At 70.7% G+C, this 24,774-nt stretch carries 29 protein-coding genes; 13 read left to right on the top strand and 16 right to left on the bottom strand.

Annotation, left to right across the window (positions count from 1 at the left end; translation table 11 throughout):
- Positions 1 to 297: 297 nt before the first annotated feature.
- From ACPYN4_RS10045 to ACPYN4_RS10020, 6 genes are read right to left on the bottom strand one after another with little or no spacing between them, the layout of a single operon-like run.
- A complete protein-coding gene (locus tag ACPYN4_RS10045) occupies positions 298 to 648 on the bottom strand; it encodes an NUDIX domain-containing protein (protein WP_424446280.1) in 351 nt (116 codons plus the stop codon).
- Entirely contained in the window at positions 645 to 1,076 is a 432-nt protein-coding gene (locus ACPYN4_RS10040; protein WP_424446279.1) for a type II toxin-antitoxin system VapC family toxin, read from the bottom strand. Before ACPYN4_RS10040 ends, ACPYN4_RS10045 begins: the two co-directional genes overlap by 4 nt.
- Entirely contained in the window at positions 1,073 to 1,354 is a 282-nt protein-coding gene (locus ACPYN4_RS10035) for a type II toxin-antitoxin system Phd/YefM family antitoxin (protein WP_239281212.1), read from the bottom strand. Before ACPYN4_RS10035 ends, ACPYN4_RS10040 begins: the two co-directional genes overlap by 4 nt.
- A gap of 22 nt (positions 1,355 to 1,376) precedes the next feature.
- Complete coding sequence (locus tag ACPYN4_RS10030; RefSeq protein ID WP_424446278.1) at positions 1,377 to 1,859, bottom strand: hypothetical protein; 483 nt, start codon at positions 1,857 to 1,859, stop codon at positions 1,377 to 1,379.
- Positions 1,860 to 1,863: 4 nt separating this feature from the next.
- Positions 1,864 to 2,934: a redox-regulated ATPase YchF gene (ychF, locus tag ACPYN4_RS10025; protein WP_424446277.1), complete on the bottom strand. Its 1,071-nt coding sequence runs from the start codon at positions 2,932 to 2,934 to the stop codon at positions 1,864 to 1,866.
- Positions 2,935 to 2,959: 25 nt separating this feature from the next.
- Positions 2,960 to 3,700, bottom strand: coding sequence for a class I SAM-dependent methyltransferase (locus tag ACPYN4_RS10020; RefSeq protein WP_239281205.1), 741 nt, complete (start codon positions 3,698 to 3,700; stop codon positions 2,960 to 2,962).
- Positions 3,701 to 3,963: 263 nt separating this feature from the next.
- Here ACPYN4_RS10020 and ACPYN4_RS10015 point away from each other — a divergent pair, with 263 nt between their 5' ends.
- A complete protein-coding gene (locus ACPYN4_RS10015; protein ID WP_424446276.1) occupies positions 3,964 to 4,560 on the top strand; it encodes a 3'-5' exonuclease in 597 nt (198 codons plus the stop codon).
- A gap of 67 nt (positions 4,561 to 4,627) precedes the next feature.
- Positions 4,628 to 5,887, top strand: coding sequence for a DNA recombination protein RmuC (locus ACPYN4_RS10010; protein ID WP_287270770.1), 1,260 nt, complete (start codon positions 4,628 to 4,630; stop codon positions 5,885 to 5,887).
- A 36-nt stretch (positions 5,888 to 5,923) separates the two neighbouring features.
- On the opposite strand, the gene ACPYN4_RS10005 is transcribed toward ACPYN4_RS10010, so the two are convergent.
- Complete coding sequence (locus tag ACPYN4_RS10005; protein WP_076692146.1) at positions 5,924 to 6,115, bottom strand: UDP-N-acetylmuramyl pentapeptide phosphotransferase; 192 nt, start codon at positions 6,113 to 6,115, stop codon at positions 5,924 to 5,926.
- Between the two features lie 112 nt (positions 6,116 to 6,227).
- A complete protein-coding gene (gene glpX, locus ACPYN4_RS10000; RefSeq protein WP_287270773.1) occupies positions 6,228 to 7,217 on the bottom strand; it encodes a class II fructose-bisphosphatase in 990 nt (329 codons plus the stop codon).
- Positions 7,218 to 7,404: 187 nt separating this feature from the next.
- On the opposite strand from glpX, the gene fbaA reads away from it, so the two are divergent.
- Entirely contained in the window at positions 7,405 to 8,436 is a 1,032-nt protein-coding gene (gene fbaA / locus ACPYN4_RS09995; RefSeq protein ID WP_239281200.1) for a class II fructose-bisphosphate aldolase, read from the top strand.
- 146 nt (positions 8,437 to 8,582) lie between these two features.
- On the opposite strand, the gene ACPYN4_RS09990 is transcribed toward fbaA, so the two are convergent.
- Both ACPYN4_RS09990 and ACPYN4_RS09985 read right to left on the bottom strand, forming a co-directional pair.
- The gene (locus ACPYN4_RS09990; RefSeq protein WP_287270774.1) at positions 8,583 to 9,251 is read right to left on the bottom strand and encodes a DUF6264 family protein; all 669 of its coding nucleotides are present in this window, start codon (positions 9,249 to 9,251) and stop codon (positions 8,583 to 8,585) included.
- Entirely contained in the window at positions 9,248 to 10,237 is a 990-nt protein-coding gene (locus ACPYN4_RS09985; protein WP_353807038.1) for a 4-hydroxy-3-methylbut-2-enyl diphosphate reductase, read from the bottom strand. The genes ACPYN4_RS09990 and ACPYN4_RS09985 overlap by 4 nt, the downstream gene beginning before the upstream one ends.
- Before the next feature lie 132 nt (positions 10,238 to 10,369).
- Here ACPYN4_RS09985 and xseA point away from each other — a divergent pair, with 132 nt between their 5' ends.
- The 7 genes from xseA (at position 10,370) to ACPYN4_RS09950 (ending at position 16,329) form a co-directional block, all read left to right on the top strand.
- Positions 10,370 to 11,665, top strand: a complete 1,296-nt coding sequence (gene xseA, locus ACPYN4_RS09980; RefSeq protein ID WP_287270778.1) for an exodeoxyribonuclease VII large subunit — start codon at positions 10,370 to 10,372, stop codon at positions 11,663 to 11,665.
- Positions 11,666 to 11,734: 69 nt separating this feature from the next.
- Entirely contained in the window at positions 11,735 to 11,956 is a 222-nt protein-coding gene (locus ACPYN4_RS09975) for an exodeoxyribonuclease VII small subunit (protein WP_076690370.1), read from the top strand.
- Positions 11,956 to 12,594 carry a DUF4245 family protein gene (locus ACPYN4_RS09970; protein WP_287270780.1) on the top strand — a complete coding sequence of 213 codons (639 nt, stop codon included), beginning with the start codon at positions 11,956 to 11,958 and terminating at the stop codon, positions 12,592 to 12,594. The genes ACPYN4_RS09975 and ACPYN4_RS09970 overlap by 1 nt, the downstream gene beginning before the upstream one ends.
- Positions 12,591 to 13,235, top strand: coding sequence for a carbonic anhydrase (locus ACPYN4_RS09965; protein ID WP_239281195.1), 645 nt, complete (start codon positions 12,591 to 12,593; stop codon positions 13,233 to 13,235). Before ACPYN4_RS09970 ends, ACPYN4_RS09965 begins: the two co-directional genes overlap by 4 nt.
- 55 nt (positions 13,236 to 13,290) lie before the next feature.
- Positions 13,291 to 14,688, top strand: a complete 1,398-nt coding sequence (locus ACPYN4_RS09960; protein WP_424446275.1) for a class II fumarate hydratase — start codon at positions 13,291 to 13,293, stop codon at positions 14,686 to 14,688.
- Between the two features lie 10 nt (positions 14,689 to 14,698).
- Positions 14,699 to 15,676, top strand: coding sequence for a sensor histidine kinase (locus ACPYN4_RS09955; RefSeq protein ID WP_424446273.1), 978 nt, complete (start codon positions 14,699 to 14,701; stop codon positions 15,674 to 15,676).
- Complete coding sequence (locus ACPYN4_RS09950) at positions 15,673 to 16,329, top strand: response regulator transcription factor (RefSeq protein WP_281653487.1); 657 nt, start codon at positions 15,673 to 15,675, stop codon at positions 16,327 to 16,329. Before ACPYN4_RS09955 ends, ACPYN4_RS09950 begins: the two co-directional genes overlap by 4 nt.
- A 96-nt stretch (positions 16,330 to 16,425) precedes the next feature.
- On the opposite strand, the gene ACPYN4_RS09945 is transcribed toward ACPYN4_RS09950, so the two are convergent.
- The 3 genes from ACPYN4_RS09945 to ACPYN4_RS09935 all read right to left on the bottom strand — a co-directional run bounded on the left by ACPYN4_RS09945 (position 16,426) and on the right by ACPYN4_RS09935 (position 19,990).
- Positions 16,426 to 17,781 carry a PhoH family protein gene (locus ACPYN4_RS09945; RefSeq protein ID WP_424446271.1) on the bottom strand — a complete coding sequence of 452 codons (1,356 nt, stop codon included), beginning with the start codon at positions 17,779 to 17,781 and terminating at the stop codon, positions 16,426 to 16,428.
- Positions 17,782 to 17,946: 165 nt separating this feature from the next.
- Entirely contained in the window at positions 17,947 to 19,110 is a 1,164-nt protein-coding gene (locus ACPYN4_RS09940; RefSeq protein ID WP_424446269.1) for an aminotransferase class V-fold PLP-dependent enzyme, read from the bottom strand.
- A gap of 94 nt (positions 19,111 to 19,204) precedes the next feature.
- Positions 19,205 to 19,990, bottom strand: a complete 786-nt coding sequence (locus ACPYN4_RS09935; protein WP_424446268.1) for an isoprenyl transferase — start codon at positions 19,988 to 19,990, stop codon at positions 19,205 to 19,207.
- Between the two features lie 120 nt (positions 19,991 to 20,110).
- On the opposite strand from ACPYN4_RS09935, the gene trhA reads away from it, so the two are divergent.
- Entirely contained in the window at positions 20,111 to 20,812 is a 702-nt protein-coding gene (trhA, locus tag ACPYN4_RS09930; protein ID WP_424446288.1) for a PAQR family membrane homeostasis protein TrhA, read from the top strand.
- A 28-nt stretch (positions 20,813 to 20,840) separates the two neighbouring features.
- Here the strand turns inward: trhA and ACPYN4_RS09925 are convergent, their stop codons facing one another.
- A complete protein-coding gene (locus ACPYN4_RS09925; protein ID WP_076690363.1) occupies positions 20,841 to 21,134 on the bottom strand; it encodes a hypothetical protein in 294 nt (97 codons plus the stop codon).
- Between the two features lie 62 nt (positions 21,135 to 21,196).
- Between ACPYN4_RS09925 and ACPYN4_RS09920 the strand changes: the two genes are divergently transcribed.
- On the top strand, positions 21,197 to 21,601 hold the full coding sequence (locus ACPYN4_RS09920) for a DUF4307 domain-containing protein (RefSeq protein WP_239281188.1): 405 nt from the start codon (positions 21,197 to 21,199) through the stop codon (positions 21,599 to 21,601).
- A gap of 118 nt (positions 21,602 to 21,719) precedes the next feature.
- A complete protein-coding gene (greA, locus tag ACPYN4_RS09915) occupies positions 21,720 to 22,208 on the top strand; it encodes a transcription elongation factor GreA (RefSeq protein ID WP_239281186.1) in 489 nt (162 codons plus the stop codon).
- Between the two features lie 15 nt (positions 22,209 to 22,223).
- Here greA and ilvA read toward each other — a convergent pair whose 3' ends face one another.
- A complete protein-coding gene (gene ilvA / locus ACPYN4_RS09910; RefSeq protein ID WP_424446267.1) occupies positions 22,224 to 23,450 on the bottom strand; it encodes a threonine ammonia-lyase in 1,227 nt (408 codons plus the stop codon).
- Complete coding sequence (locus ACPYN4_RS09905; RefSeq protein ID WP_239281182.1) at positions 23,447 to 24,652, bottom strand: AI-2E family transporter; 1,206 nt, start codon at positions 24,650 to 24,652, stop codon at positions 23,447 to 23,449. Before ACPYN4_RS09905 ends, ilvA begins: the two co-directional genes overlap by 4 nt.
- Positions 24,653 to 24,774: the final 122 nt, after the last annotated feature.

Below are 24,774 nucleotides of genomic sequence, written 5' to 3'. Positions count from 1 at the left end.
GGGCAGCAATCATGCCGGGCCCGGCAGGCCGTCACCACCCAGCATGCTCACCGAGCGGCCACGAAGAAAGTAACGGGGATCCGGCCCTCGGCGACGTCGATGTGCTGGCGGTTCCCGGTACGCGGAACTTGCCCAAAATCGCCTCGAGGCCGTTCGGATTGTGCACGCTCGAGTCGAGGAGGTCGAAGTAGTTCCGGTCGCTCATCCCCGGCGGCTTGCGGATCGCGCTCGGCGCGTAGGGAACCGTCGAGGGTCAGGGTCGCGGGACTCCGACCGGGTCGAACGCGTCCAAGCCTCTCACCTTGAGGAGGATGTGGAAGTGGTCCTCAGACGTTGAAGCGGAACTCCACCAGGTTGCGTCACCGGTAGGCGTCGTGCGCCGAGATCGCACCGATCCTGGCCCCGAAGCCGGCGCATAACTTCAACGCCGAGTGCGTGCACGATGCGAACGGCAAGTCCGGTCTCCTCCAGCACCTCACGTACGACGGCAGCCGCCGGCGTCTCGCTCTGCTCGATCGTCCCCGCTGGCACCTGAACACCCGCCACGTCGAGCGGCACGCCGTCGTGCGTGAACACAAGGAGCTGGTCGTCATGCACGACATAGCCGACGACCTTCCGAACGGACCTGCGTTCCGGACCGCCGCTCATGCATCGCCCCGACGGGCCCCGCCCGTATCCAACGTGCCGGGCGCGATCACGTCGAGTCCTACCTCACCCGCAGAGTCGCCGAGCCGCTTGTCGTACGTGAGGATGGCGTCGACATCCAGGCGAATCGCCGCCTCGAGATGCAAGGCGTCGAGGGTGCGTAGGTACGGCATCGGCAAGAACCCAGCGGATCGGTACGTTGCTCGGTCGAGCGCCGCGAGCGACACGCCATCGAGGATCGCGCTGACCTTCGCTTGATCCCGCCCTTCCCGCACTGCCATGCGACGCAGTTCGGTTTCGAGCAGATCGCTTGAGACGAGCCTGGCGCGCGTCTGATCGAGCCAATCCAGCAGGGCTCGCGTTTCCGGCTGCAGGACGAGCAGCGCTCCGAGCGCAGACGTGTCGGCATAGACGAGCGGAACACCGCTCACGCGCGGTCCTCACGTAGCTCATCGATGATCTGAGTCAATGGGCGGTCGTTCTCGGCTCCCGCCGGCTTCAGGGCAGCCCAGCCACCGACGCGCTTCGCATGACGAACGATCGGCAACGTGGGGTTCGGCGCATCGAGGGGGACGATACGGCCGACGGGAATTCCGCGGTTCGTCAGCACGAACGAATGCCCCTCGCCCACCTCCCGAAGCACGCGCCCGGACTCGTTGCGCAACTCGCGCTGCGACAGGCTCTCGATCTGCGGCTCGCCTGCACTCATGAGCACGATCGTAGCACCCGCGCTACACGTTGAAGCGTAACTCCACGACGTCGCCGTCCTGCCGCCGTTCGGCCCGACCGAGCAGGATGCGTGCAACGGTCGCCGCTACCAACGCGGCCGCGACCGCGAGGCCGACGAAAAGGGGCCACCACGCGATGCTCCCCGGGAGAGCCGCCACACCGACGGCGACCCACGCCAACGCAGCCCCGATGCTCGCGCCGAGTGTCCCGAAAGTGATTCGAGACGCGCTGTTGCGCGCAAAGTCGCGATCTCGCGCCACGAGGCACACCGTTCCGCCCACGAGTGCCGCCAGCCCCGTTCCTAGGCCGAGGACTGCGCCGATCGCGAGCCAGTACGCGAATCCGCTCCAACCGGCCTGGGCCCGGTAATCTGCGTTCCCACTCGCGTAGATGGCAAGCCCCAGCGCGGCGCCGACGGCAGGCGAAGCGATCGCCGCCCATCCGAGGGTCGATCGGTATCGTCGCCAGAACATTACGTTTGCCAAATGCCTAACTGTGACGGAACTCCACGACGTCGCCGTCCTGCATGATGTAGTCCTTGCCCTCCAGGCGTGCCTTGCCGGCGGCGCGGGCCGCGGCGACGGATCCGGTCTCGACGAGGTCGTCGAAGGAGATGACCTCGGCCTTGATGAAGCCCTTCTCGAAGTCGCTGTGGATGACGCCGGCCGCCTGGGGAGCCTTCCAGCCCTTCCCGATCGTCCACGCCCGCGCTTCCTTCGGCCCGGCGGTGAGGTAGGTCTGCAGGCCCAGCGTGTCGAACCCGATGCGGGCGAGCTGGTCGAGCCCGGACTCGTCCTGACCGGTCGAGGCGAGCAACTCCGCGGCATCCTCCGGATCGAGGTCGATGAGCTCGGACTCGATCTTCGCGTCGAGGAAGACGGCTTTCGCGGGGGCGACGAGCTCCGCCAGCGCCGCCTTGCGCGCGGCATCCGTCAGCACCGCCTCGTCGACGTTGAAGACGAAGATGAACGGCTTGGCCGTGAGCAGGCCGAGCTCCTTGATCGGCGCGAGGTCGAGGCCGGATGCCGAGAGCAGCTCACCCCGCTGCAGCGCGTCACGCGCCGCCTCGGCCGTGGTGAGCACCGAGGGGTCGAGCTTGCGGCCGCGCACCTCCTTCTCGTAGCGCGTGATCGCCTTCTCGAGCGTCTCGAGGTCGGCCAGCTGCAACTCGGCGTTGATGGTCTCCATGTCGGATGCCGGGTCGACTTTGCCGTCGACGTGCACGACGTCGTCATCGGCGAAGCCGCGCACGACCTGCGCGATCGCGTCGGCCTCGCGGATGTTCGCGAGGAACTTGTTGCCGAGCCCCTCGCCCTCGCTCGCGCCGCGCACGATGCCGGCGATGTCGACGAACGAGACCGGAGCCGGGAGGATCCGCTCGGAGTGGAAGATCTCCGCGAGCTTGGTCAGCCGCTCGTCGGGCAGGTTCACGACGCCGACGTTCGGCTCGATCGTCGCGAACGGATAGTTCGCCGCGAGCACCTCGTTCTTGGTCAGCGCGTTGAACAGGGTCGACTTGCCGACGTTGGGAAGACCCACGATTCCGATGGTAAGAGCCACGGGATATCAGTCTACGTGGCTGCGACTACGGCCTCCGCGCCCGGTACGCGTGCGTGACATACGGCAGCGCTACGCTCTGGTCTCCGACCGCGCCGACCTCGTCGAACAGCGCGCCGATCTCGCGGTCGATGCGCGCTCGCTCGTCGGCGGATGCCGTGATGATGTAGCTCCGGGAATGCACCATCGCCGTCAGGGTCTGCCGCGTCACCGGGCGTTGCCAGCGCCAGGTGCGCGTCTCCAGCGGCCCGAAGGGCGACGCCACGACCGGTCCATCGCCCGCCAGGAGCTGCTCCGCGTGGCTGCCCTTCATGATCGCCGTCAGCCGCGCCACCCACGGCACCGATTCATCGCGGATGTTCCAGATGAGCCCCAGCACCCCGCCGGGGCGGAGCACGCGACCGATCTCCGCGCTCCCGGCGACGGGATCGACCCAGTGCCAGGCCTGGCCCAGTACCGCGGCATCGAGGCTCTCGTCGGGAAGGATCAGGGTCTCCGCGGCGCCGATCAGCGTCTGCACACCCGGCAGCACGTCGCGCAGGCGCGCGAGCATCGCGGCATCCGGGTCGACCGCGATCACGTCGGCGCCGAGCGTCGCGACGACCTTCGTGAGCTTGCCCGTCCCCGCACCGATATCGGCTACCCGCGGGCGAGGACCTGCCGGCTCGAGCAACCACGCCACGGCCTCGGCGGGATAGTCCGGCCGGCCCTCGTCATATGCCCCGGCCGCCGCCCCGAAACTCGTCGCCATCTCGTCGCGTGTCGCCATGATCCCGACCTTACGCTTCGCCTCGCCCCGGAGGGCGTGCCGAAAGCAGGGTCGATCGGCACAGACGCCGCCCCAGGACCTCGTGTGGGCCGATCCGCCCTGCTTTCGGAACGGACAGTGCCCGAGATCCCGGCTGGCCGCCTCGGCCTCCGGATCGCCGACCGCCCGCCCGCCGACCGCCGACCGCTGCTCCGCCGGGACGAGGTTCAGACGGCGCGGCGCGCCTCCGCCTGGCGACCGCGTCGGCGACGGAGGCTGGGGGCGTGGCCCTGGACTTCACCGCGATCGACTTCGAGACGGCCAACAATTCCAGCGCCTCGGCGTGCGCCGTCGGCCTCACCCGCGTCCGCGACGGTCGCGTCGTCGCCACCGCCGGCTGGCTCATCAAGCCACCGTCCGGGCACGACCGCTTCTTCGAGCTGAACATCGGCATCCACGGCATCCGCCCCGCCGATGTCGCGGACGCCGCCGACTGGACGACGCAGCTGGCCGGCCTCACCGCCTTCATCGGCGACGACGTGCTCGTGGCGCACAACGCCGGTTTCGACATGACGGTGCTGCGGCGCGCGTGTGAGGTGACGGATGCCCAGTGCCCGCCGTACCGCTACGTGTGCAGCCTGCAGGTGTCGCGGAAGACGTACGACCTCGCGTCGTACCGGCTCCCCCTTGTCGCAGCAGCCGCCGGCTTCCTCGATTTCGCCCACCACGACGCCACCGCCGACGCCCTGGCCTGCGCGCACATCATGATCGACGCGGCGCAGCGCGCGGGCGCGCAGGACGTCGTCGAGCTCGCCATGCTCCTCGGGCTGCGCGTGCCGCAGATCCCGGCCGCTGCGCCAGCGGTGACGGCGGCCGTCTGACCCGTCGTCTGGGCGGTGTCGCAGGCGCCTTCGCCACGATGTCGGAAGGGTGCGGCACGCTGTGATCATGGATGCCGTCATCGTCACCGCCCTCGTCGTCGCGAGCCTGTTCGCCGGCCTGTTGGCCGGCTGGTTCGCCGGCGCGGCCCGCGCGTCCGAGCGTGGCGCGCGTGAGCGCGCCGACCTCGTCGCGCGCGTGGCCGCCGCCGACGCCTCTGCGCGCTCGCTCGCCGACCAGCTCGAGCAGCAGCGCTCCCTCACCCGCGAGCTCGGCGCGCAGTCGCGTGCGGAGCAGCTCGCCCAGCAGGAGCGCGATCGCCGCGAGCAACTCGTCCTGCGGGCGCTGGCGCCGGTCCAGGAGTCGCTGCAGTCGATGCAGCACAAGGTCGACGAACTCGAGCGCGAGCGACAGACCCAGTACGGCTCGCTCGCCGAGCAGCTGCGTCGCTCCCACGAGGCGGACGAGGCGCTGCGCGCGACCACCGAGTCGCTCGCCGGGGCGCTGCGCTCCAACGCGACGCGCGGCGTCTGGGGCGAGACGCAGCTGCGCCGGGTCGTGGAATCGGCAGGACTCACCCGCTACGTCGACTTCGACACGCAGTCCACGCTGACCTCGGATGCCGGGGCGGGTCGCCCCGACCTCGTCGTGCGCCTTCCCGGCGGCAAGGCGCTGGCCGTCGACGCGAAGGTTCCCCTGGATGCGTATCTCGAGGCATCCGCCATTCCGTTCACCGCCCAGGGGGAACAGGGCGCGCGACGCGCGCAACTGCTGCAGAAGCACGTCAAAGCCGTGCGCGCCCACGTCGACGCGCTGGCCGGCAAGCGGTACTGGACGGGATTGGACTCCAGCCCGGAGTTCGTGGTCTGCTTCATCCCCAGCGAGTCGCTGCTGGCCGCCGCGCTCGAGGAGGATCCCAGTCTGCTCGACTACGCGTTCTCGCGGCGCGTGGCGCTCGCCTCGCCCGTGAACCTCTGGGCGGTGCTGAAGACCGTCGCCTACACCTGGACGCAGCAGGACGTCTCCACCGAGGCGCGGCGGCTGTTCGACCTCGGCAACGAGCTGTACCAGCGCCTCGGCGGGCTCGCGTCGCACGCCGAGGACCTGCGGCGGGCGATCGAGCGGACGGTGGACAGCTACAACCGCTTTGCCGGTTCGCTGGAGTCGCGCGTGCTCGTCAGCGCGAGACGGTTCCCCGGCATCGATGACACGAAGCTCGAGGCGACCGCGGCCCCGGCTGTCATCGAGAAGACGCCGCGGAAACTCGTCGCTCCCGAACTCGTGGAAGGCATCGCGGCAGATGTCGGCGAGCTCCGCGATCGCCTCTGATCACGCGACCCGCGACAGGGTCGCGCGCCGGAAGACTCAGCCGCCGGGGAAGAAGTTCAGCAGGCCGATGACGGAGAGAGAGACGGCCACGAACGCGCCGATCATCCACCACGCACTGATCTGATGGCCTTCCGGCAGGCGTCGGCGCAACAGGACGTCCGGTCGCCGCGCGGGGTCGACGGGAACCGCGATCTGCCCTGTTCTCGGACTGCTCGATGCTGCGGACACTGTGACCCCCGGATTGCGTGATGCGAACGTGTCGCCGATGACACCGCCTCATATTCTGCCAGACGCACCCCTCGTTGTCCCTGGAGGCACCCCGGGAAAAGGCGTCAGCCGGTCACAGCCACTTCGAGGTGAGGTGCTCGGAGGAGATGCGCCGCAGCGTCCCCGAGGCGCCGCGCAGCACCACGCTCTCGGTGTAGACGAAGTCGCCGTCGCGACGCACGCCCCCGACGAGCTCGCCGTTGGTGACACCGGTGGCGACGAAGATCGTGTTCTTGCCGGTGACGAGTTCGTCGGCCTCGTAGACGTAGTCGTCCAGGCGCAGTCCGGCGTCGATTCCGCGCTGCTTCTCGTCGTCGTCCCGGGGCCACAGCCGCCCCTGGATGTGACCGCCCAGCGCCTTGATCGCGCACGCCGTGGCGACACCCTCCGGACTGCCCCCCACCCCGATGCACATGTCGGTGCGGGCGTTATGCCTCGCTGCGTTGATGCCGCCGGCGACGTCGCCGTCGCTCATCAGGCGGGTTCCGGCACCGGCTTCGCGGATCTCGTCGATGAGACGGGCGTGGCGCGGGCGGTTCAGCACCGACACGACGAGCTCTTCGACGGGCTTGCCCAGCGCCTTCGCGAGACGGCGGATGTTCTCCCCGACGGGAAGGCGGATGTCGACGACCCCGACGCCGGCGGGGCCGGTGACGATCTTGTCCATGTAGAACACGCTCGACGCGTCGAGCATCGTGCCCCGGTCCGAGACGGCGAGCACGGACAGGGCGTTGTTGCGCCCCTCCGCGGTGAGTGAGGTGCCGTCGATGGGGTCGACGGCGACGTCGCACTGCGGGCCGCGCCCGGTGCCGACGTGCTCGCCGTTGAACAGCATGGGCGCGTTGTCCTTCTCCCCCTCCCCGATGACGATGACGCCGTCGAAGTTGACCGTCGTGAGGAAGGCGCGCATCGCATCGACGGCAGCACCGTCGGCGAGTTCCTTCCGACCGCGGCCGATGTAGGGCACCGAGCGGATCGCCGCCGCCTCGGTCGCGCGCACCAGTTCGAGTGCGAGGTTGCGGTCGGGGTGCAGAGGACTCATGTCCGCGGTCAGGCTCACCATGCCGCCAGCCTAGGCCGCGACCGCCCCCGCCGAACAGGATCCCGGTGGCACGGACGTGAAGGAACCGCGTTTCTTTCCACGTCGGCAAGCCGCCCGGGCGCGCGTTTTGCCCGGCGGCCCCCTCACGGGGCGGTGGCGTGCTTCGCTAGGCTGGGCATGCAATCGCCGCAGAACGTCAGGAGCAGAAGTGCCAGTAGCAACCCCCGAGCAGTACGCCGAGATGCTGGACAAGGCGAAGGCGGGCGGATACGCCTTCCCCGCGATCAACGCCGCCAGCTCGCAGTCGATCAACGCCGTGCTGCAGGGCCTCACCGAAGCAGGCTCCGACGGCATCATCCAGGTCACCACCGGCGGCGCCGACTACTTCGCCGGGCACACGGTCAAGGGCCGCGCCACCGGCGCCATCGCGTTCGCGAAGTTCGCCACCGAGGTCGCCAAGAACTACCCCATCACGGTCGCCCTTCACACCGACCACTGCCCGAAGCCGGCGCTCGAAGACTTCGTGCTGCCGCTGATCGCGGCATCCGAGGAAGAGGTCAAGGCCGGGCGCAACCCGATCTTCCAGTCCCACATGTGGGACGGCTCGGCCGTGCCCCTGGACGAGAACATCGAGATCGCGAAGGAGCTGCTCCCGCGCATCAAGGCGATCAACGCGATCCTCGAGGTGGAGATCGGCGTGGTGGGCGGTGAAGAGGACGGCGTCAAGCACGAGGGCACCAACGACGCGCTGTACACGACCACCGGTGACGTCGCGAAGTTCGTCGAGGCGCTGGGTCTCGGCGAGAACGGCCGCTACCTCGCGGCGCTGACTTTCGGCAACGTGCACGGCGTCTACAAGCCGGGCAACGTGAAGCTGCGCCCCGAGCTGCTCGGTGAGATCCAGGCCGGTATCGCGGAGAAGTTCGGCACGGGCCCCAAGCCCCTCGACCTCGTCTTCCACGGCGGCAGCGGCTCGACCCCCGAGGAGATCGCGACGGCCGTCGCGAACGGCGTCGTGAAGATGAATATCGACACCGACACGCAGTACGCCTTCACCCGCTCGGTCGCGGACTTCATGTTCCGCAACTACGACGGCGTCCTGAAGGTCGACGGCGAAGTGGGCAACAAGAAGGCCTACGACCCGCGCGCCTGGGGCAAGATCGCCGAATCCGCGATGGCTGCCCGCGTGGTCGAGGCCACGCAGCAGCTGGGCTCTGCGGGTCACTCGATCAGCGCCTGATTCCGCGCGCCGCGCGTTCGCGCGGTCGAAAGCAGCATGCGCGCCCGACTGTGTCGGGCGCGCATGCTGTTTTCTGGCGCGCATGCCGCGGCGCCCCGGGTCCCGCAGGAGCAGGCGGGCGGATGCCGAGTCTCACGGCGCGGGCGCTACGCGCCGAAGTGGCTCGCGACGGCGGGGTCTCCCAGCAGCGGGACCGTCAGGCAGATGCTCGCGATCACGAAGGTGACGATCGCGCCGACCAGCGGGATCCACCAGCTGAGGCGACGTGCCACGAGCGAACGCCAGGCCGTGACGGCGGTGGCGACCCACCCCACGATGAACACCACCGCACCGATGCGGCCCCAGAGGTCCCCCTGCGCGGTGTTGGTGAACGTCTCGTCGATGCCGGCGACCTGCATCCAGGTCTGCGCGAAGTCGGTGAAGTGCCACAGCTGCGGCACGGCGCTCAACACGGTCACCAGCCCGTAGGCGAGCAGCGCGACCGTGATGATGCGGTCGGCGGGGCGCGTCGGGCGAGCCGCCGCGGTCGTCGGACGCGCCGTCGGCGGATGCGCCGGCGCCGCGGGCGGGGCCGCGACGGCGGCGGGAACCGGCGGCAACGGCTCGCGGATCGCGGCGCGCTGCTGCTCGGGGGTGGCGTACTCGCCGTACTGCGGCCGGGCGGGCAGCGTGCTCGCCGCCGGCGACGTGCTCGCCGCGGGGACCGCGGCGACGTGCGGTCGGGCGGCCGCGGCATCCGCACCCGGCGTCACCGAGCGCTCATCCGCCCCGGGCGTCCCGGGTGCCGGTCGCGGCTCGGGAGCCTGCTCGCTCACGCGCGCGACCGTCCCCCCATCGCGCGCTCGTCGCGACGACCGCTGGAGTCCTGGCGCAGCTCCTTCGGCAACGAGAACATGAGGTCCTCCTCGGCGGTGCGCACCTCCTCGACGTCGCGGTACCCCGCGCCGGAGAGCTCGGCGAGCACCTCCTGCACGAGCACCTCGGGAACCGATGCGCCGCTCGTCACACCCACGGTGGCCACGCCGTCGAGCCACGACTGCTGGATCTCGTGCGCATAGTCCACGCGGTAGGCGGCCTGTGCGCCGTACTCCAGCGCGACCTCGACGAGCCGCACGGAGTTGGACGAGTTGGCCGATCCCACGACGATGACGAGGTCGGCATCCTTCGCGACCTTCTTGATCGCGACCTGGCGGTTCTGCGTCGCGTAGCAGATGTCGTCCGACGGCGGATCGTGCAGTTCGGGGAACCGCTCGCGCAGCCGCCGCACGGTCTCCATGGTCTCATCGACGGACAGCGTCGTCTGCGAGAGCCACACGACCTTCGACGGATCCTTCACTTCGACCCGGTCGGCCTCGTCGGGCGAGTTGACGACGGTGACGTGATCGGGCGCTTCGCCGGCGGTGCCTTCGACCTCCTCGTGACCGTCGTGGCCGATCAGCAGGATCTCGAAGTCGTCGCGGGCGAAGCGCACCGCCTCGCGGTGCACCTTCGTCACGAGCGGGCAGGTCGCGTCGATCGCCTGGAGACCCCGATCGGATGCCGCGTTCACGACCGCGGGAGAGACGCCGTGCGCGCTGAAGACGACGTGCGCGCCGCTGGGGACCTCGTCGACCTCCTCGACGAAGATCGCCCCCTTCGCCTCGAGCTCGGTGACGACGTGGATGTTGTGCACGATCTGCTTGCGCACGTAGACGGGGGCGCCATAGCGCTCGAGCGCCTTCTCGACGGCGATGACGGCGCGGTCGACGCCGGCGCAGTAGCCGCGCGGCGACGCCAGCAGCACCCGCTTGGCGCCGGCCACCGGGTTATCCTGAAGCCGTCCGCGCGGCCCGGGAATGTGGGGCGTCGGAAGACGGATCGCGGTGCTGGTCACCTCTCGATTCTAGAGAGCCCACACTGAGCGACGGCCGCATGCGCGGCGGAAAGGCAGTCGATGGCTTCGTTCGAGCCCGCCCCGGGGCAGACTCCGCCGCCGGATTCCGTGCATCCTCGCGAGTCCTCCCCCGACGCGCCGACGTCGGTGTCGCGGCTGAACGAGACGATCCGCGGCTTCATCTCCGGGTGGGGCTCGGTCTGGGTCGAGGGCGAGATCACGGCGTGGAACCTCCGCGGCGGGCACGTGTTCGGACGACTCAAGGATGCATCCGGCGACGCCATGATCTCCTTCCGCCTGTGGTCCTCGACGCTGCAGCGGCTGCCCGCCGACATGCGCGATCTGAAGCTCGGCGACCGGGTCGTGGCGTGCGTGAAGAGCGACTACTTCGTGAAGTCGGGCGACTTCACCTTCACGGTCTCCGCGATGCGGCACACCGGGCTCGGCGATCAGCTCGAGCGTCTCGAGCGCCTGCGCGCGCAGCTGCGCGCCGAGGGCCTTTTCGATCCGGCGCGCAAGAAGCGATTGCCGTTCCTGCCGCACGTCATCGGCCTCATCACGGGCGAGCGCAGCGACGCCGAGAAGGACGTGCACCGCAACGCCGAGCTGCGCTGGCCGCAGGTGCGGTTCCGCACGATCCACGCCGCCGTGCAGGGCGACCGCTGCGTCCCCGAGACGATCGCCGCGCTGAAGGTGCTGGACGCCGACCGCGAGGTCGACGTGATCGTCATCGCGCGCGGCGGCGGCGACCCGCAGACGCTCCTCGGGTTCAGCGACGAGCGGCTGCTGCGGGCGGTGGCCGCGGCATCCACCCCCATCGTCTCCGCGATCGGCCACGAGAACGATCACCCGCTCCTCGACGACGTCGCCGACCTCCGCGCGTCGACGCCGACGGATGCCGCCAAACGCGTGGTCCCGGATGTCGCCGAGCAGCGCGCGCTGGTCCAGCAGCTGCACGCCCGCGCGCGCACCCGGTTGACCCAGCGCATCGCCCACGACATCGCCCAACTGGAGCAGCTGCGCTCGCGCCCCGTGCTGCGCACCCCGGAGTCGATGCTCACGGCGCGCTCGCACGAGCTGTGGACGCTGGTCTCCCGCGGCCGCGAGATCGTCACTCGACGGGTGGATGCCGCGGACCGCCAGTCGGCGCAGCTGCGGGCGTCGTTGCGCGCCCTCTCCCCCGGCGCGACCCTCGCCCGCGGCTACGCCATCGCCCACGTCGGCGACGGCGTCATCGTGCGCGACGCGGCGCAGGCGCCCGCCGGCGCCGCCGTCACGGTGACCGTCGCTGAGGGCTCCTTCGCCGCCCGTTCGGAAGGTCCCGTCGCCGAGGGCCGCGCCGACGCCGACCAGTGAGGCGCGCGCACGTCACGTCGCCGTTGCCGCGCGGCGGGGCCGTCACCGCTCCCGCCTAGAATGGACGCCATGACCAGCGACAGCGCCGCCGACGTCGCGGACCTCACGTTCGAGCAGGCCAGGGACGAGCTCGTGCGCGTCGTCGCCGAGCTCGAACAGGGCGCCCCGACCCTGGAGCACTCGCTGACGCTGTGGACCCGCGGCGAGGCCCTCGCGGCACGCTGCGAGGAGTGGCTGCTGGGCGCGAAGCGTCTGCTCGACGCCGCCCGGCCGACGGACACGGCGTCGTGATGGCCACGACACCGCGCGTCGTCGCCGAGCTCGGTCGCCCCGAGACCCCGCAGGAGACCGCCGACCGCAAGGCCGCGTCCTCGCAGGCGTATCGCCAGAGCAAGACCTTCCGCAACCTCGTGACCGCCCTGCTCGTGACGGTGGCGATCGTCGCGGTGGTGTACTTCGGCGTCCCCCGGGGATCGCTGCCCGAGCCGGAGCCGGTCGACGTCGCCGCAGCGGCGGAGAGTGCGTCGGCATCCATCGGCCACCCCGTCCTCGTCCCGACGGTGCCCGACAGCTGGCGCGCGAACTCCGCGCGGCTGGAGGGCAGCAGCATGTGGCGCGTCGTGTACGCACCCAAGACCGGCTACATCCGCATCGCGCAGGGCATCGGGCAGGCTGGCGACGCCGACGCGTGGACCTCCCGCGTGCTCGGCGGATTCGCGCCGACCGGCACGGTGACCATCGACGGCATCGAGTGGGACGAGTACACGATCGCGTCGTCGGCGCGTTCCGACACGGTGTCGTACGCGATCTCGACGGATGCCGGGAGCGATGTCGTCCTGATCTACGGCGCGACCGACGCCGACACTGCCGCGACAGCGGCCGAGGGTGTCGCCGACCAGATCCGCGATCTGCGGGAGGAGACCCGATGACCGATGCCGTACGCCCCACCCCCGCGAGCGTCTGGGCCGAGATGCGCGAGGGCAACGAGCGCTTCGTGACGGGCGCGCCCCGGCATCCGCGTCAGGACGTCGACCGTCGCACCGAGCTCGCGCACACGCAGACCCCCCGCGCCGCGCTGTTCGGCTGCTCCGACTCGCGACTGGCGGCGGAGATCATCTTCGATCAGGGGCTCGGCGACCTGTTCGTCGTCCGCAACGCCGGCCAGGTGGCGTCCGACTCCGCGATCGCCAGCCTCGAGTACGCCGTCGCGGTGCTCGACGTGTCGGTGATCATCGTCCTCGCCCACGACGAATGCGGTGCCGTGCGCGCCGCCATCGACTCCACGGCGATCGACTCCCCCGAACTCCCGCCGCACATCTGGCGCCTCATCGCCAAGATCGTGCCCGCCGCCCGCACCGTCCTGCGCGCGAGCGAGGCCATCGACCCGCGGTCGCTCGACGCCGAGGACGTCGGCATCGAGCACCTCGGCAACACGATCGATGACGTGCTGGCCAGCTCCCGGCTCATCTCCGACGCCGTCGCCGACGGGCGCCTCGCCATCGTGGGCGCCAACTACCGCCTGAGCGAGGGCCGGGCCATCCCCCACGTGATGGTCGGGCTCGACGCCTGACCCGCCGACACCCGCACTGCACCCGCACCCACCAGGAAACGAGGACGTGACCGCCATGACCGACACCGCCGACTACCGCATCGAGCACGACACGATGGGAGAGGTGCGCGTCCCGAAGGACGCGCTGTACGCCGCGCAGACCCAGCGCGCCGTCGAGAACTTCCCCATCTCGGGCACGGGCCTGGAGTCGACGCAGATCGCCGCGCTCGCCCGCATCAAGAAGGCCGCCGCCCTGGCCAACAAGGAGCTCGGCACGCTCGACGGCGCGATCGCGGACGCCATCGCCTGGGCGGCGGACGAGGTCATCACCGGCCGCTACGACGCGCACTTCCCGGTCGACACGTACCAGACCGGCTCGGGCACGAGCTCGAACATGAACATGAACGAGGTGCTCGCCACCCTCGCGACGCAGCACCTCGGCGCCACCGTGCACCCCAACGACCATGTCAACGCGTCGCAGTCGTCCAACGACGTCTTCCCCACGTCCGTGCACATCGCGGTGACGCAGGCCCTCATCGACGACCTCATTCCGGCGCTCGACCACCTCGCCGTCGCCCTCGAGGCGAAGGCGGAGCTGTGGAAGGATGCCGTGAAGTCCGGCCGCACGCACCTGATGGACGCGACGCCGGTCACCCTCGGCCAGGAGTTCGGCGGGTACGCCCGCCAGATCCGCCTCGGCATCGAGCGCGTGCAGGCCGTCCTCCCCCGCGTCGGCGAGGTTCCCCTCGGCGGCACCGCCGTCGGCACCGGCATCAACACCCCGCTCGGCTTCCCGCAGAAGGTGATCGAGCTGCTCGCCGCGGAGACCGAGCTGCCGATCACCGAGGCGAAGGACCACTTCGAGGCGCAGGCGAACCGCGACGGTCTCGTCGAGGCATCCGGTGCCCTCCGCACCATCGCCGTCTCGCTCACCAAGATCAACAACGACCTGCGCTGGATGGGCTCGGGCCCCAACACCGGCCTCGGCGAACTGCACATCCCCGACCTTCAGCCCGGATCCTCAATCATGCCCGGCAAGGTGAACCCGGTCGTCCCCGAGGCGACCCTGATGGTGTGCGCGCGGGTCATCGGCAACGACGCGACCGTCGCCTGGGCGGGCGCGTCGGGCTCGTTCGAGCTCAACGTCGCGATCCCCGTCATGGGCACCGCACTGCTGGAGTCCATCCGGCTCCTGTCCAACGCGATGCGGGTGCTCGCCGACAAGACGATCGACGGCCTCGTCGCCAACACCGAGCGCGCCGCCGCGTTCGCCGGCATGTCGCCGTCGATCGTGACCCCGCTGAACAAGCTCATCGGCTACGAGTCGGCCGCGAAGATCGCCAAGCACGCCGTCGCGAAGGGCATCACGGTGCGCGAGGCGGTCATCGACCTCGGCTACGTCGAGCGGGGCGAGCTGACCGAGGCGCAGCTCGACGAGAAGCTCGATCTGCTGTCGATGACCCACCCGGGTTGATAATCGGAGAGTGAACCGCACCGCCAGCACCACCCGGGCCGTTCCGGCGCGGCGTGTGCGCACGCTGGTGCTCCTGCTCGCCGTCGTGGCGGCGGGGTTCGCGGTCACCGCGCTGGCGCTGCTCGTGCTGCACGCGGTGACCGCGTTTCCGCTGTCGTGGGCCGGGGTGGCGGTGTTCGCGGCATCCGCCGTGATCACGCTCGCCGTCACCGGAGTCGTCGGGTGGACGCTGCTCGCCGACGTCCCCGCCGCCGACACCGCGGAGGGATCGTTCGACGCCCACCGGCGCCTGCTCGACGACGTGCGGCATGAGCTGAAGACTCCGATCACGATCGTGCGCGGCCACCTCGAGGTGATGAATCCCACCGACCCCGAGGACGTCGCCGCGATCCGGGCGCTCGGCATCGCCGAACTCGACCGCATGACCCGCCTCATCGGCGACATCGATCTGCTCGCCACCGTCGAAACCGACCAGCTGACGATCGGCGACGTGGAGCTCACGGCCCTCACGCAGCGCATCGCCGAGATGGTCGCCGTGATCCCAGGGCACGACTGGGCCGTGGAACAGACCGCGCAGGGCGTCATCCGCGGGGACCGCGATCGGCTGCTGCAGGCGTGGCTGCAGCTCGCCGACAACGCCGCCAAGTACACCGCTCCCGGCACGCCCATCGAGCTCGGGAGCGCCGTGTACCCCTCCGGAGCGCAACTGTGGGTGCGTGATCACGGCCCCGGCATCCCTCCCGCGATGCGCCATCGCATCTTCCGCCGCTTCGACCGCGGCGTCGGCCGCCGCACCGTCGGCGGGTCGGGATTGGGGCTCGCGATCGTCGATGCCATCGCGAAATCGCACGGCGGGCGGTGCATCGTCGCCGACACCCCCGGCGGCGGTGCTACGTTCACGGTGGAGATCCCGATCGGCACCCGAGCGACCCTCCCGACGCCGGTACGTGCCGGCGACGTCGTTCTGCAGCGAGAGGCCTCTGGATGACCCGCATCCTCGTCGTCGACGATGAACCGCACATCGTCTCCCTCGTGACCCGGGCGCTGCGCGCCGAGGGCTTCGACACCGTCGACGCGGACGACGGCCAGGTTGCGCTGGACCGCGCGCTCGTCGGCGACATCGACCTCATGATCCTCGATGTGGGCCTGCCCACGATGGACGGCTTCGACGTGCTGCGCAACCTCCGCGCCGCGGGCGAGACGCTGCCGGTCATCATGCTCACGGCGCGCAGCTCGGCCCACGACGCCGTCGACGGGCTGGATGCCGGGGCCAGCGACTACGTGCCGAAGCCGTTCTCGGTCGCCGAGCTCATGGCCCGCGTGCGGTCGCGGCTGCGGGAGCGCACCGGCGCCATCACGATGATCCTGACGCAGGGCGAGGTGACCCTCGACATCCTCGCCCGCCGCACGACCGTCGCGGGTCGCGAGATCGACCTGTCGGCACGGGAGTTCGCCCTCGCGGAGCAGTTCCTGCGCCACCCCGGCGCGGTGCTCACCCGCGAGGAGCTGCTGAGCCGCATCTGGGGGCTCGATTTCGATCCCGGATCCAACGTCGTGGACGTGTACGTCCGGTATCTGCGCACGAAGCTCGGCGCCGACCACATCGTGACGGTGCGCGGCGAGGGCTACCGCTGGGAGTAGTCCCCGCCGCCAGGCCGTGACCGCGAGGCAGTAACCGCGAGGGCTGTGGCCCCGAGGGCCGTGACCCCGAGGCCGACGCCCCGGGGTCACAGCGGGTCAGCTGAGCTCCCCCTGCTCCAGCAGGTCGGTCACGAGCGCCGCGATCGCTGAGCGCTCGGAGCGCGTGAGCGTGACATGCCCGAACAGGCCGTGGCCCTTGAGGGTCTCGATGACCGACGCGATGCCGTCGTGGCGACCGACGCGCAGGTTGTCGCGCTGGCCGACGTCGTGGGTGAGGACCACGCGCGAGTTCTGCCCCATGCGGCTGAGTACCGTCAGCAGCACGTTGCGCTCGAGAGACTGCGCCTCGTCGACGATCACGAACGCGTCGTGCAGCGAGCGGCCGCGGATGTGGGTGAGCGGCAGGACCTCGAGCAGTCCGCGGGCGACGACCTCCTCCAGGACGTTGCCCGAGACGACCGACCCGAGGGTGTCGAAGACCGCCTGACCCCACGGGTTCATCTTCTCGGCCTGGTCGCCGGGCAGGTAGCCGAGCTCCTGCCCGCCGACGGCGAACAGCGGCCGGAAGACGATGATCTTCTTCTGCTGCTGCCGCTCCAGCACGGCTTCCAGACCCGCGCACAGCGCGAGCGCGCTCTTGCCAGTGCCGGCGCGTCCGCCGAGGGACACGATGCCGACCTCGGGGTCCAGCAGCAGGTCGATCGCGATGCGCTGCTCGGCCGAGCGGCCGTGCAGCCCGAACACGTCGCGGTCGCCGCGGACCAGGCGGTACTCGCCGTCGCCGGTGACGCGCCCGAGCGCCGACCCGCGCTCGGAGTGGATGACGAGGCCGGTGTTCACGGGCAGTCCCTTGACCTCCTCGCCGGCAGCGACCTCGCTCTCGTAGAGATCGCTGATCTCGTCGCCCGACACGTCGATCTCGGCGATGCCCGTCCAGCCGCTGTCGACGGCCTGCTCGGCGAGGTATTCCTCCGCGTGGATGCCGAGGGATGCGGCCTTCACGCGCATCGGCAGATCCTTGGAGACGACGGTGACCTCCTGCCCCTCCTGCGCGAGATGCATGGCGACGGCGAGGATGCGCGTGTCGTTGTCGCCCAGCCGCATGCCGGCGGGCAGGACCGTCGGGTCGGTGTTGGTGAGCTCGACCCGCAGGGTGCCGCCGTCGCCGACGGGCACCGGGAAGTCCAGGCGGCCGTGCTCCACGCGCAGCTCGTCGAGGTGGCGCAGCGCCTGACGGGCGAAGTAGCCGATCTCGGGGTCGTGCCGCTTGCCCTCGAGCTCGGTCACCACCACGACCGGGACGACGACAGAATGCTCCGCGAACCGGAAGAAGGCCCGGGGATCGCTCAGCAGGACCGACGTGTCCAGCACGTAGGTGCGGAGGTCCTCATCGGCGTAGTCCGCGTCGTGCCGCTGGATCTGCCGCTGCTGCTGTGGTGCTCGTGTGGTCACAACCCGCTCCCGCCCCGGGGGTCTCACCCGGAAATCTCGAGTCGGCCGTGAGCCACGAGTCAGTGGAAGGCCGACCCGACCGGGCGCCTTGCCCGATGTGATGAACGTACGTCCGCCCGGGGGTCGGCAGCATCCGCGACACGCCGCGCGGAGATGACGGGGACGTTAACTTTCGAGAGCGCCGAGATCGAGTTCGCCGGTGGGCGCGTCGATCACGACGACGCGCGTCGTCGCCACCTGGGCCAGTGCGTCGCCGAGCAGCTGCAGGCTGTCGGCACCGGTGCCGATGTGCGGCGACACTCGGATGGTGGCGCCGCGGGCGGTGACCGTGACCCCGTGGTTGGCGAGAGCCGCCGCGAGGGGAGCTGCGTCCTGCGGATCCGGCAGCAGCGTCACGATGCCGGCGTGCCGGTCGCGAGGCGTGAGCACCGGAACGCCGTAGCGGTCGGCGAGGTTCATGACGTCCTGTGCGCGGGCGCGCAGCTCGGCCGCGACGGCGGGGATGCCGGCATCGACCACATCGCGCACGGCCACCGCGAGACGCGACGCGGCCAGCGGGTCGCTCGGCGCGATCGAGTACGCGCCCGCCGTCGGCAGCGGCGGCGGGAAGCCCGTCGTGGCCGCGTCGCCCTGCATTCCGGAGATGCCCGACAGCACCGGCTCGATGCGCTCGCGCGCCCGGTCCGAGAAGCGCGCGAATCCCGTGCCGCGACCGGCCCGCAGCCACTTGTACCCGTTGCCGCACACGACGTCGGCGGCCGCCCAGTCCACATCCACGACGCCGAAGGCCTGCACGGCGTCGACGATCAGCAGGCGATCGCCGATGAGCTCGCGCAGCCCCGGCAGGTCGGCGAGGGCTCCGGTGCGGAAGTCGACGAGGCTGACGGCGACGGCGGTGACGTCGTCGGTGAGGGCTTCGGCCACGGCGTCGACGGTGACGATGCCGTCGGGCGGGTCGATCTCGCGCACCGTCAGGAGGCCGCGCGCGTCCTGCGCGCGGCGCGCGGTGACCCGCAGCGCAGGGAACTCCTGCGCCGACACCAGCACGTCCCCGGTCAGCCCCTGCATCGCGTGGGTAAGACCGTGCGTCGTCGAGGGCTGCAGGACGACCTCGTCGACGGCGCAGCGGAGGACGGTGGCGACCAGATCGCGCGCTTCGTCCACGCGCGAGGAGACGAGGTCGATGCCGGCGCGCCGACCGGTGCCGAGGAGCGCGGCGTCCGCGTTCATCTCGGCGCGGACCGCGGGAGAGAGCGGGCCGAACGCCGCCCAGTCGAGATATCCGGCGGCGGCGTCGAACGTCTCGATCAGCGGTTCCAGTTCACTCACGCCTGCCATTGTTTCACTCCGCGCGCACCAGGGAGGGCGGCGGAGGACGACGCCCCCGCCGCCCGTGGCGAAGCGAGGGGCGACGAAGCCGCGATCAGCCGCCGAAACGGCGGTCGCGCGTCGCGTAGTCGCGGATCGCGCGGAGGAAGTCCACCTCGCGGAGGTCCGGGCCGAGGGCCTCCACGAAGTAGAACTCCGAGTGCGCCGACTGCCACAGCAGGAAGTCGCTCAGCCGCTGCTCACCCGAGGTGCGGATGACGAGGTCGGGATCGGGCTGCCCGCCGGTGTAGAGGTGCTCGCCGATCTGCTCGGGCGTGAGGCTGGCGGCAAGGTCCTCGAGCGAGCCGCCGCTCTGCTGGTGCTGCGCGATGATGCTCCGCACGGCGTCGACGATCTCACCGCGCCCTCCGTAGCCGACGGCGAGGTTGACGTGCAGGCCGGTGTTGCCCGCGGTGCGTTCCTCCGCGGTCCGGAGCACGCGCGCGAGGTCGGGCGGCAGGATGTCGTCGCGGCCCACGTGCTGCACGCGCCAGCCCGGCTCGTGGGAGAGCTCGTCGGCGAGCTTGGCGATGATCTCGATGAGGTCGGCGAGCTCCTGCGAATCGCGCTTGCGCAGATTGTCGTTGGACAGCAGATACAGCGAGACCACGCGGATGCCGAGGTCATCGCACCAGCGCAGGAACTCGTGCATCTTGGCGGCGCCGGCGCGGTGCCCGTCGGCGACCGTCGCGAAGCCGTACTGCCGCGCCCAGCGGCGGTTGCCGTCGATCATCATCGCGACGTGGTGCGGCACCGTCTCGGTGGTCAGCGCGCGGCGCAGCCGCGAGCTGTAGAGGCGATACAGGAAGCCCTTGCCCTCGCCCGCGCCGGTCGGTGTCACGCCCCTACGCTATCGCGCCGACGCGCGTGCCGATCCGGGACGGCGTATGTGCATGCCCGGGCATGCACCCCGGCGTATGCTCATGCCGTGACCCGAGCCACGCACGACGAGGGCGCCGAGATGCCCCAGCTTCCCCTTCTCGAAGCCGCGTCCGTCAGCGCGCAGGTCGACCTGCGGCCGACCTGGCGCGGCTGGATCCACGCCGGTACTTTCCCCGTTGCGATCGTCGCCGGGATCGTGCTCATCGTCGTCGCCGAGGGCGCGGCAGCGAAGTGGGCCGCCGCGGTGTTCATGGCGACCTCGCTGCTGCTGTTCGGCAACTCCGCGCTGTACCACCGGTTCGACTGGGGGCCGACGACGAAGGCGGTGCTCAAGCGCATCGACCACGCCAACATCCTGCTGCTGATCGCGGGCACCTACACCCCGATCGCCGTGCTCGCCCTGCCACCGGGCAAGGGGACGCTGCTGCTCGTACTGGTGTGGTCGGGCGCGCTCGCCGGCATCGTGTTCCGTGTCTTCTGGATCCATGCGCCGCGCTGGCTCTACGTGGCGCTGTACCTGCTGCTCGGCTGGGCGGCGGTGATGTATCTCGTCGACCTGATGAACGCGAACCTCGCCATGATGATCCTCGTGATCGTCGGCGGCCTGCTCTACACCGGCGGCGCGATCGTCTACGCGATGAAGAAGCCGAACCCGTGGCCCGGCCACTTCGGGTTCCACGAGATCTTCCACGTCTGCACCGTGCTGGCCTTCCTCTGCCACTGGACGGCGTGCCTGCTGATCGCGCTCGACCCGCTCCGGCCCTCGCTCGGCGCCTCCTGAACACGCGGCGCGCGTCGCCGCCGCGCGTTCAGCGCTGCTGCGGGTCGATGTCCTGATCGTCGACGTCGCTGGCCCGGGTGGCCTCCTCCGCCTGCCGGGCGGCCTCCTCCTCGGCATCCAGCTCTTCGCGGATCTCGGCGCGGTAGCCCGCGCGGCGGATGCGGCGGAGCATGTCGATGATGAGGAAGATGACGACGACCGCCAGCAGCGCGATCGCAACGAATCCGGCGAACCCCGGCGTGATGCTGTCGGGGTCGTAGGTCGGGGTGGGCGACGGCGTCGCCGTGGCGGCGCGCACCAGGGCGAGCGGCAGTTCGGGCATCGTTCCTCAGTTCCGCGCAGAGCGCATAGCCTGGAAGTCCAGCCTAGAACCTCGGGAATGCCATGACTCTCACCCGCACCCAGCAGGAGCTCGACGATCGCTACGGCCGCGCCCGCGGCAGCCGCGGTCGTCGCTGGGCCTGGATCGGCGTCGGCGCCGTCGCCGTCGCCGCCGTGGGCTACCTCGGCTGGACCACGGTGGCGCAGACGACGGATGCCGTGGACATCGACGTGACGGGATTCCATCTCGTCGACGAGCACCGCGTGACCGTCGACTTCCAGGTGACGCTGCGGCAGGGTGAGCCGGTGACGTGCATCATCGAGGCGCAGGACACCGAGCACGGCATCGTGGGCTGGCGCGTCGTGGAGTACCCCGCCGACCCCGCCCATACCCGCCGGTTCAGCGAGACGGTGCCGACGACGGCGGAGGCGACGACCGGTTTGGTGCCCTCCTGCTGGATCCCGTAGGCTGATCCGACATACACGCGCCCTGGCTGCTGCCGGGGCGTTTGGCTTACACCCCGGGCGGCGCGATGCGGCCCGGACGAGTCCATGAGACTCGACCCGACTCGACCAAGGAGACGACGTGCCCGAGAACACGGAGACCTTCCTCACCCAGGACGCCTACGACCGGCTCGCCGCCGAGCTGGAGCATCTGTCGACAACGGGACGCGAGGAGATCGCCAAGCGCATCGAGGCGGCGCGCGAAGAGGGCGACCTGAAGGAGAACGGCGGCTACCACGCGGCGAAGGACGAGCAGGGCAAGCAGGAGGCCCGCATCCGCACCCTGCAGCAGCTGCTGAAGGAGGCCGTCGTGGGCGAGGCGCCGGAGTCCGACGGCACGGTCCGCAGCGGCACCGTCGTCACCGCGATCGTCGCCGGCGGCGAAGAGGTGTTCCTCCTCGGCAGCCGCGAGATCGCCGCCGGATCCGAGCTCGACGTCTACAGCGAGGCGTCGCCGCTGGGTGCGGCGATCCTGGGCCTCGCCGAGGGCGAGAAGACCTCGTACACCGCGCCCAACGGCCGCGAGATCGCCGTCGAGATCATCAAGGTCGACACCTACAACGGGCAGTGACCCGACCGGGCGAGGTCAGTCCTGCACGACGCGGGGGTGGAAGCCCGCCTCCTCGAGCACGCTGATGACGTGCGCGCGGTGCTCTTCACCGCGCGTCTCGACGCTCAGCTGCAGGATGACCTCGCTGATCTGCAGGCCCTGGCCATGCCGGGTGTGCAGCACCTCGATGACGTTCGCTCCGGCGATCGACAGCAGCTCCGACACCCGGGCGAGCTGGCCGGGTCGATCCGGCAACGGGATCTGCAGGGTCATGTAGCGACCGGATGCCGCGAGTCCATGCGCGACGACACGCTGCAGCAGCAGGGGGTCGATGTTGCCGCCGGACAGGATCACCGCGGTCGGACCGGTCGCGGTGACCTTGCCGGAGAGGATCGCAGCGACGCCGACGGCACCGGCTGGCTCGACGACCTGCTTCGCGCGCTCCAGCAGCACCAGGAGCGCTCGGGCGATGTCGTCGTCCGTGACGGTGACGACCTCGTCGACCAGCTCGCTGATCACCTCGAACGGGATGTCGCCGGGTCGGGCGACGGCGATGCCGTCGGCGATCGTCGGCGAGGTCTCCACCGTCAGCGGCTCCCCCGCCGCGAGCGATGACGGGTAGGCGGCGGAGTTCGCCGCCTGCACGCCGATCACGCGGACGGTGCGCCCGGCCGCGGCAGCACGCGCCTTCACGGCGGCCGCGACGCCGGCGATGAGGCCGCCCCCGCCGATGCCGACGATGACGGTGTCGAGCTCGGGCAGGGCATCCCACAGCTCGAGGCCGAGGGTGCCCTGTCCGATGATGACGTCACCGTGGTCGAACGGGTGGATGAGCACGGCGCCGGTGCGCTCGGCGAACTCGGCGGCGAGGCGCAGCGGCGTCTCGACCGTCGCGCCCTCGAGGATCACCTCGGCCCCGTAGCCGCGGGTGGCGAGGAGTTTGGGGACGGGAACGCCGAGGGGCATGAAGATCGTCGCGGGGATGCCGAGCTTCTGCGCCGCGAGCGCCACGCCCTGAGCGTGGTTGCCGGCGGAGGCGGCGACGACGCCGCGCGCGCGCTCCTCGGCCGTCAGACGCGAGAGCCGGTAGGTCGCGCCGCGGATCTTGAACGAACCGGTGCGCTGCAGGTTCTCCAGCTTCAGGTACACCGGCGCGCCGAGCACGTCGGTGAGGTGCTCGGAGACGTCGAACGGGGTCTTCACGACGACGTCGTCGAGCACGGCCGCGGCGACCTCGAACTCCGCCAGGGTCGGGATGTTCACGCGGGGGTCCTCCTGCTGCGGGGCACGGTGCTCCAGATGAGATCGACGTCTTCGGGACGGAGGGGCGGCCCCACGCCGTCCCGGCTGCGGCCGAGGTAGACGGCGACGACATTGACGAAGGCCGCCAGCGGCACGGCGAACAGCGCCCCCGGGATGCCGGCGATCATCGCGCCTCCGGCGACGACCAGCACGACGGCGAGGGGGTGCACCTTCACGGCGGATCCCATCAGCAGCGGCTGCAGGATGTGCCCCTCGATCTGCTGCACCGCGAGCACGACCACCAGCATCCACAGCGCGATCCACGGCCCGTTGTAGACGAGGGCGAGGAAGACCGCGAGAGCGCCGGTCACGACGGCGCCGACGAACGGGACGAACGCGCCGAGGAAGACGAGGACCCCGATCGGGATCGCGAGGGGCACCTGCAGCAGGAACGCCCCCAGGGCGATGCCGGTGGCGTCGATGGTCGCGACGAGCAGCTGCGTGCGCGCGTACGTGACGACGGTGCGCCACCCGGCGCGGCCGGCGCCGTCGACGTCGGCGCGGGCGCGCCGTGGGAACAGGCGCACGACCCACCGCCAGATCCCTGCGCCGTCGGCGAGGGTGCACAGCAGGATGAACAGCGCCAGCACGGCGCCGGTGACGACGTGCCCGACGGTGGAGCCGACGACGAGGGCGCCGGACCAGAGGAGCTCGACCTGCTGCTGCAGGAAGGCGCCCGCCTGACGGAGGAGGTCGTCGATCTGCGTGGAGGTGAGGTGCAGCGGTCCATCGATGAGGTACTGACGCAGGCGCGCGACGGACTCGACGGTGCGGTCGCGCACACTCGCCCACTGCCGCGTGATCTGCCAGACCGCGAGCCACATGAGGCCGCCGACGATCGCGATCGTGCCGAGCACCGACACCACGATCGCGAGCCACTTCGGCACGCCGCGGCGCAGCATCCAGCTGAACGCCGGCCACAGCAGGGCCGTCACCAGGAGCGCGACCAGCAGCGGGATCACGAGCAGCTTCAGCTGGATGACGAGCCAGATCAGGATGCCGACGGCCACCGCCAGCACGACGAAGCGCCACGCGTACGCGGTGGCGACCCGCAGGCCGCGCGGCAGACTCGCGTCGATCTCGGTCGTGACGGTGCGATTGCGGATCGCGTCGAGGAACGTGCCGCGATCGGTGTCCTTCGCCTTGTCGCCGGAGCCGCTCATCCCGCCAGTCTAGGACGCCGCATATTCCGTGCCGGGTGCGGGATGCCGGGGGGGCGCCGTCCGCCACGAGCGCGTGTCGGCTGGTTGAGATCCCGCTGGTCGGGCGCGATCACCCGGGCGCG

The sequence above is a fragment of the Microbacterium sp. CH-015 genome, assembly GCF_049707015.1.
In the GTDB taxonomy this organism is placed as follows: Bacteria; Actinomycetota; Actinomycetes; order Actinomycetales; family Microbacteriaceae; genus Microbacterium; species Microbacterium aurum.
The sequence above is the reverse complement of the archived record's forward strand: the minus strand, read 5'-3'. Positions and strand labels throughout refer to the sequence as shown.

Coding starts and splice junctions, on each gene's coding strand:
- ACPYN4_RS09950 (WP_281653487.1), top strand. CDS start 15,673: ATGACCCGCATCCTCGTCGTCGACGATGAACCGCACATCGTCTCCCTC.
- glpX (WP_287270773.1), bottom strand. CDS start 7,217: ATGGTGAGCCTGACCGCGGACATGAGTCCTCTGCACCCCGACCGCAAC.
- ACPYN4_RS10035 (WP_239281212.1), bottom strand. CDS start 1,354: ATGAGTGCAGGCGAGCCGCAGATCGAGAGCCTGTCGCAGCGCGAGTTG.
- ACPYN4_RS09970 (WP_287270780.1), top strand. CDS start 11,956: ATGGCCACGACACCGCGCGTCGTCGCCGAGCTCGGTCGCCCCGAGACC.
- ACPYN4_RS09975 (WP_076690370.1), top strand. CDS start 11,735: ATGACCAGCGACAGCGCCGCCGACGTCGCGGACCTCACGTTCGAGCAG.
- ACPYN4_RS09960 (WP_424446275.1), top strand. CDS start 13,291: ATGACCGACACCGCCGACTACCGCATCGAGCACGACACGATGGGAGAG.
- xseA (WP_287270778.1), top strand. CDS start 10,370: ATGGCTTCGTTCGAGCCCGCCCCGGGGCAGACTCCGCCGCCGGATTCC.
- ACPYN4_RS09965 (WP_239281195.1), top strand. CDS start 12,591: ATGACCGATGCCGTACGCCCCACCCCCGCGAGCGTCTGGGCCGAGATG.
- ACPYN4_RS09925 (WP_076690363.1), bottom strand. CDS start 21,134: ATGCCCGAACTGCCGCTCGCCCTGGTGCGCGCCGCCACGGCGACGCCG.
- trhA (WP_424446288.1), top strand. CDS start 20,111: ATGCCCCAGCTTCCCCTTCTCGAAGCCGCGTCCGTCAGCGCGCAGGTC.
- ACPYN4_RS10045 (WP_424446280.1), bottom strand. CDS start 648: ATGAGCGGCGGTCCGGAACGCAGGTCCGTTCGGAAGGTCGTCGGCTAT.
- ACPYN4_RS10020 (WP_239281205.1), bottom strand. CDS start 3,700: ATGGCGACACGCGACGAGATGGCGACGAGTTTCGGGGCGGCGGCCGGG.
- ACPYN4_RS09905 (WP_239281182.1), bottom strand. CDS start 24,652: ATGAGCGGCTCCGGCGACAAGGCGAAGGACACCGATCGCGGCACGTTC.
- ACPYN4_RS09920 (WP_239281188.1), top strand. CDS start 21,197: ATGACTCTCACCCGCACCCAGCAGGAGCTCGACGATCGCTACGGCCGC.
- ACPYN4_RS10010 (WP_287270770.1), top strand. CDS start 4,628: ATGGATGCCGTCATCGTCACCGCCCTCGTCGTCGCGAGCCTGTTCGCC.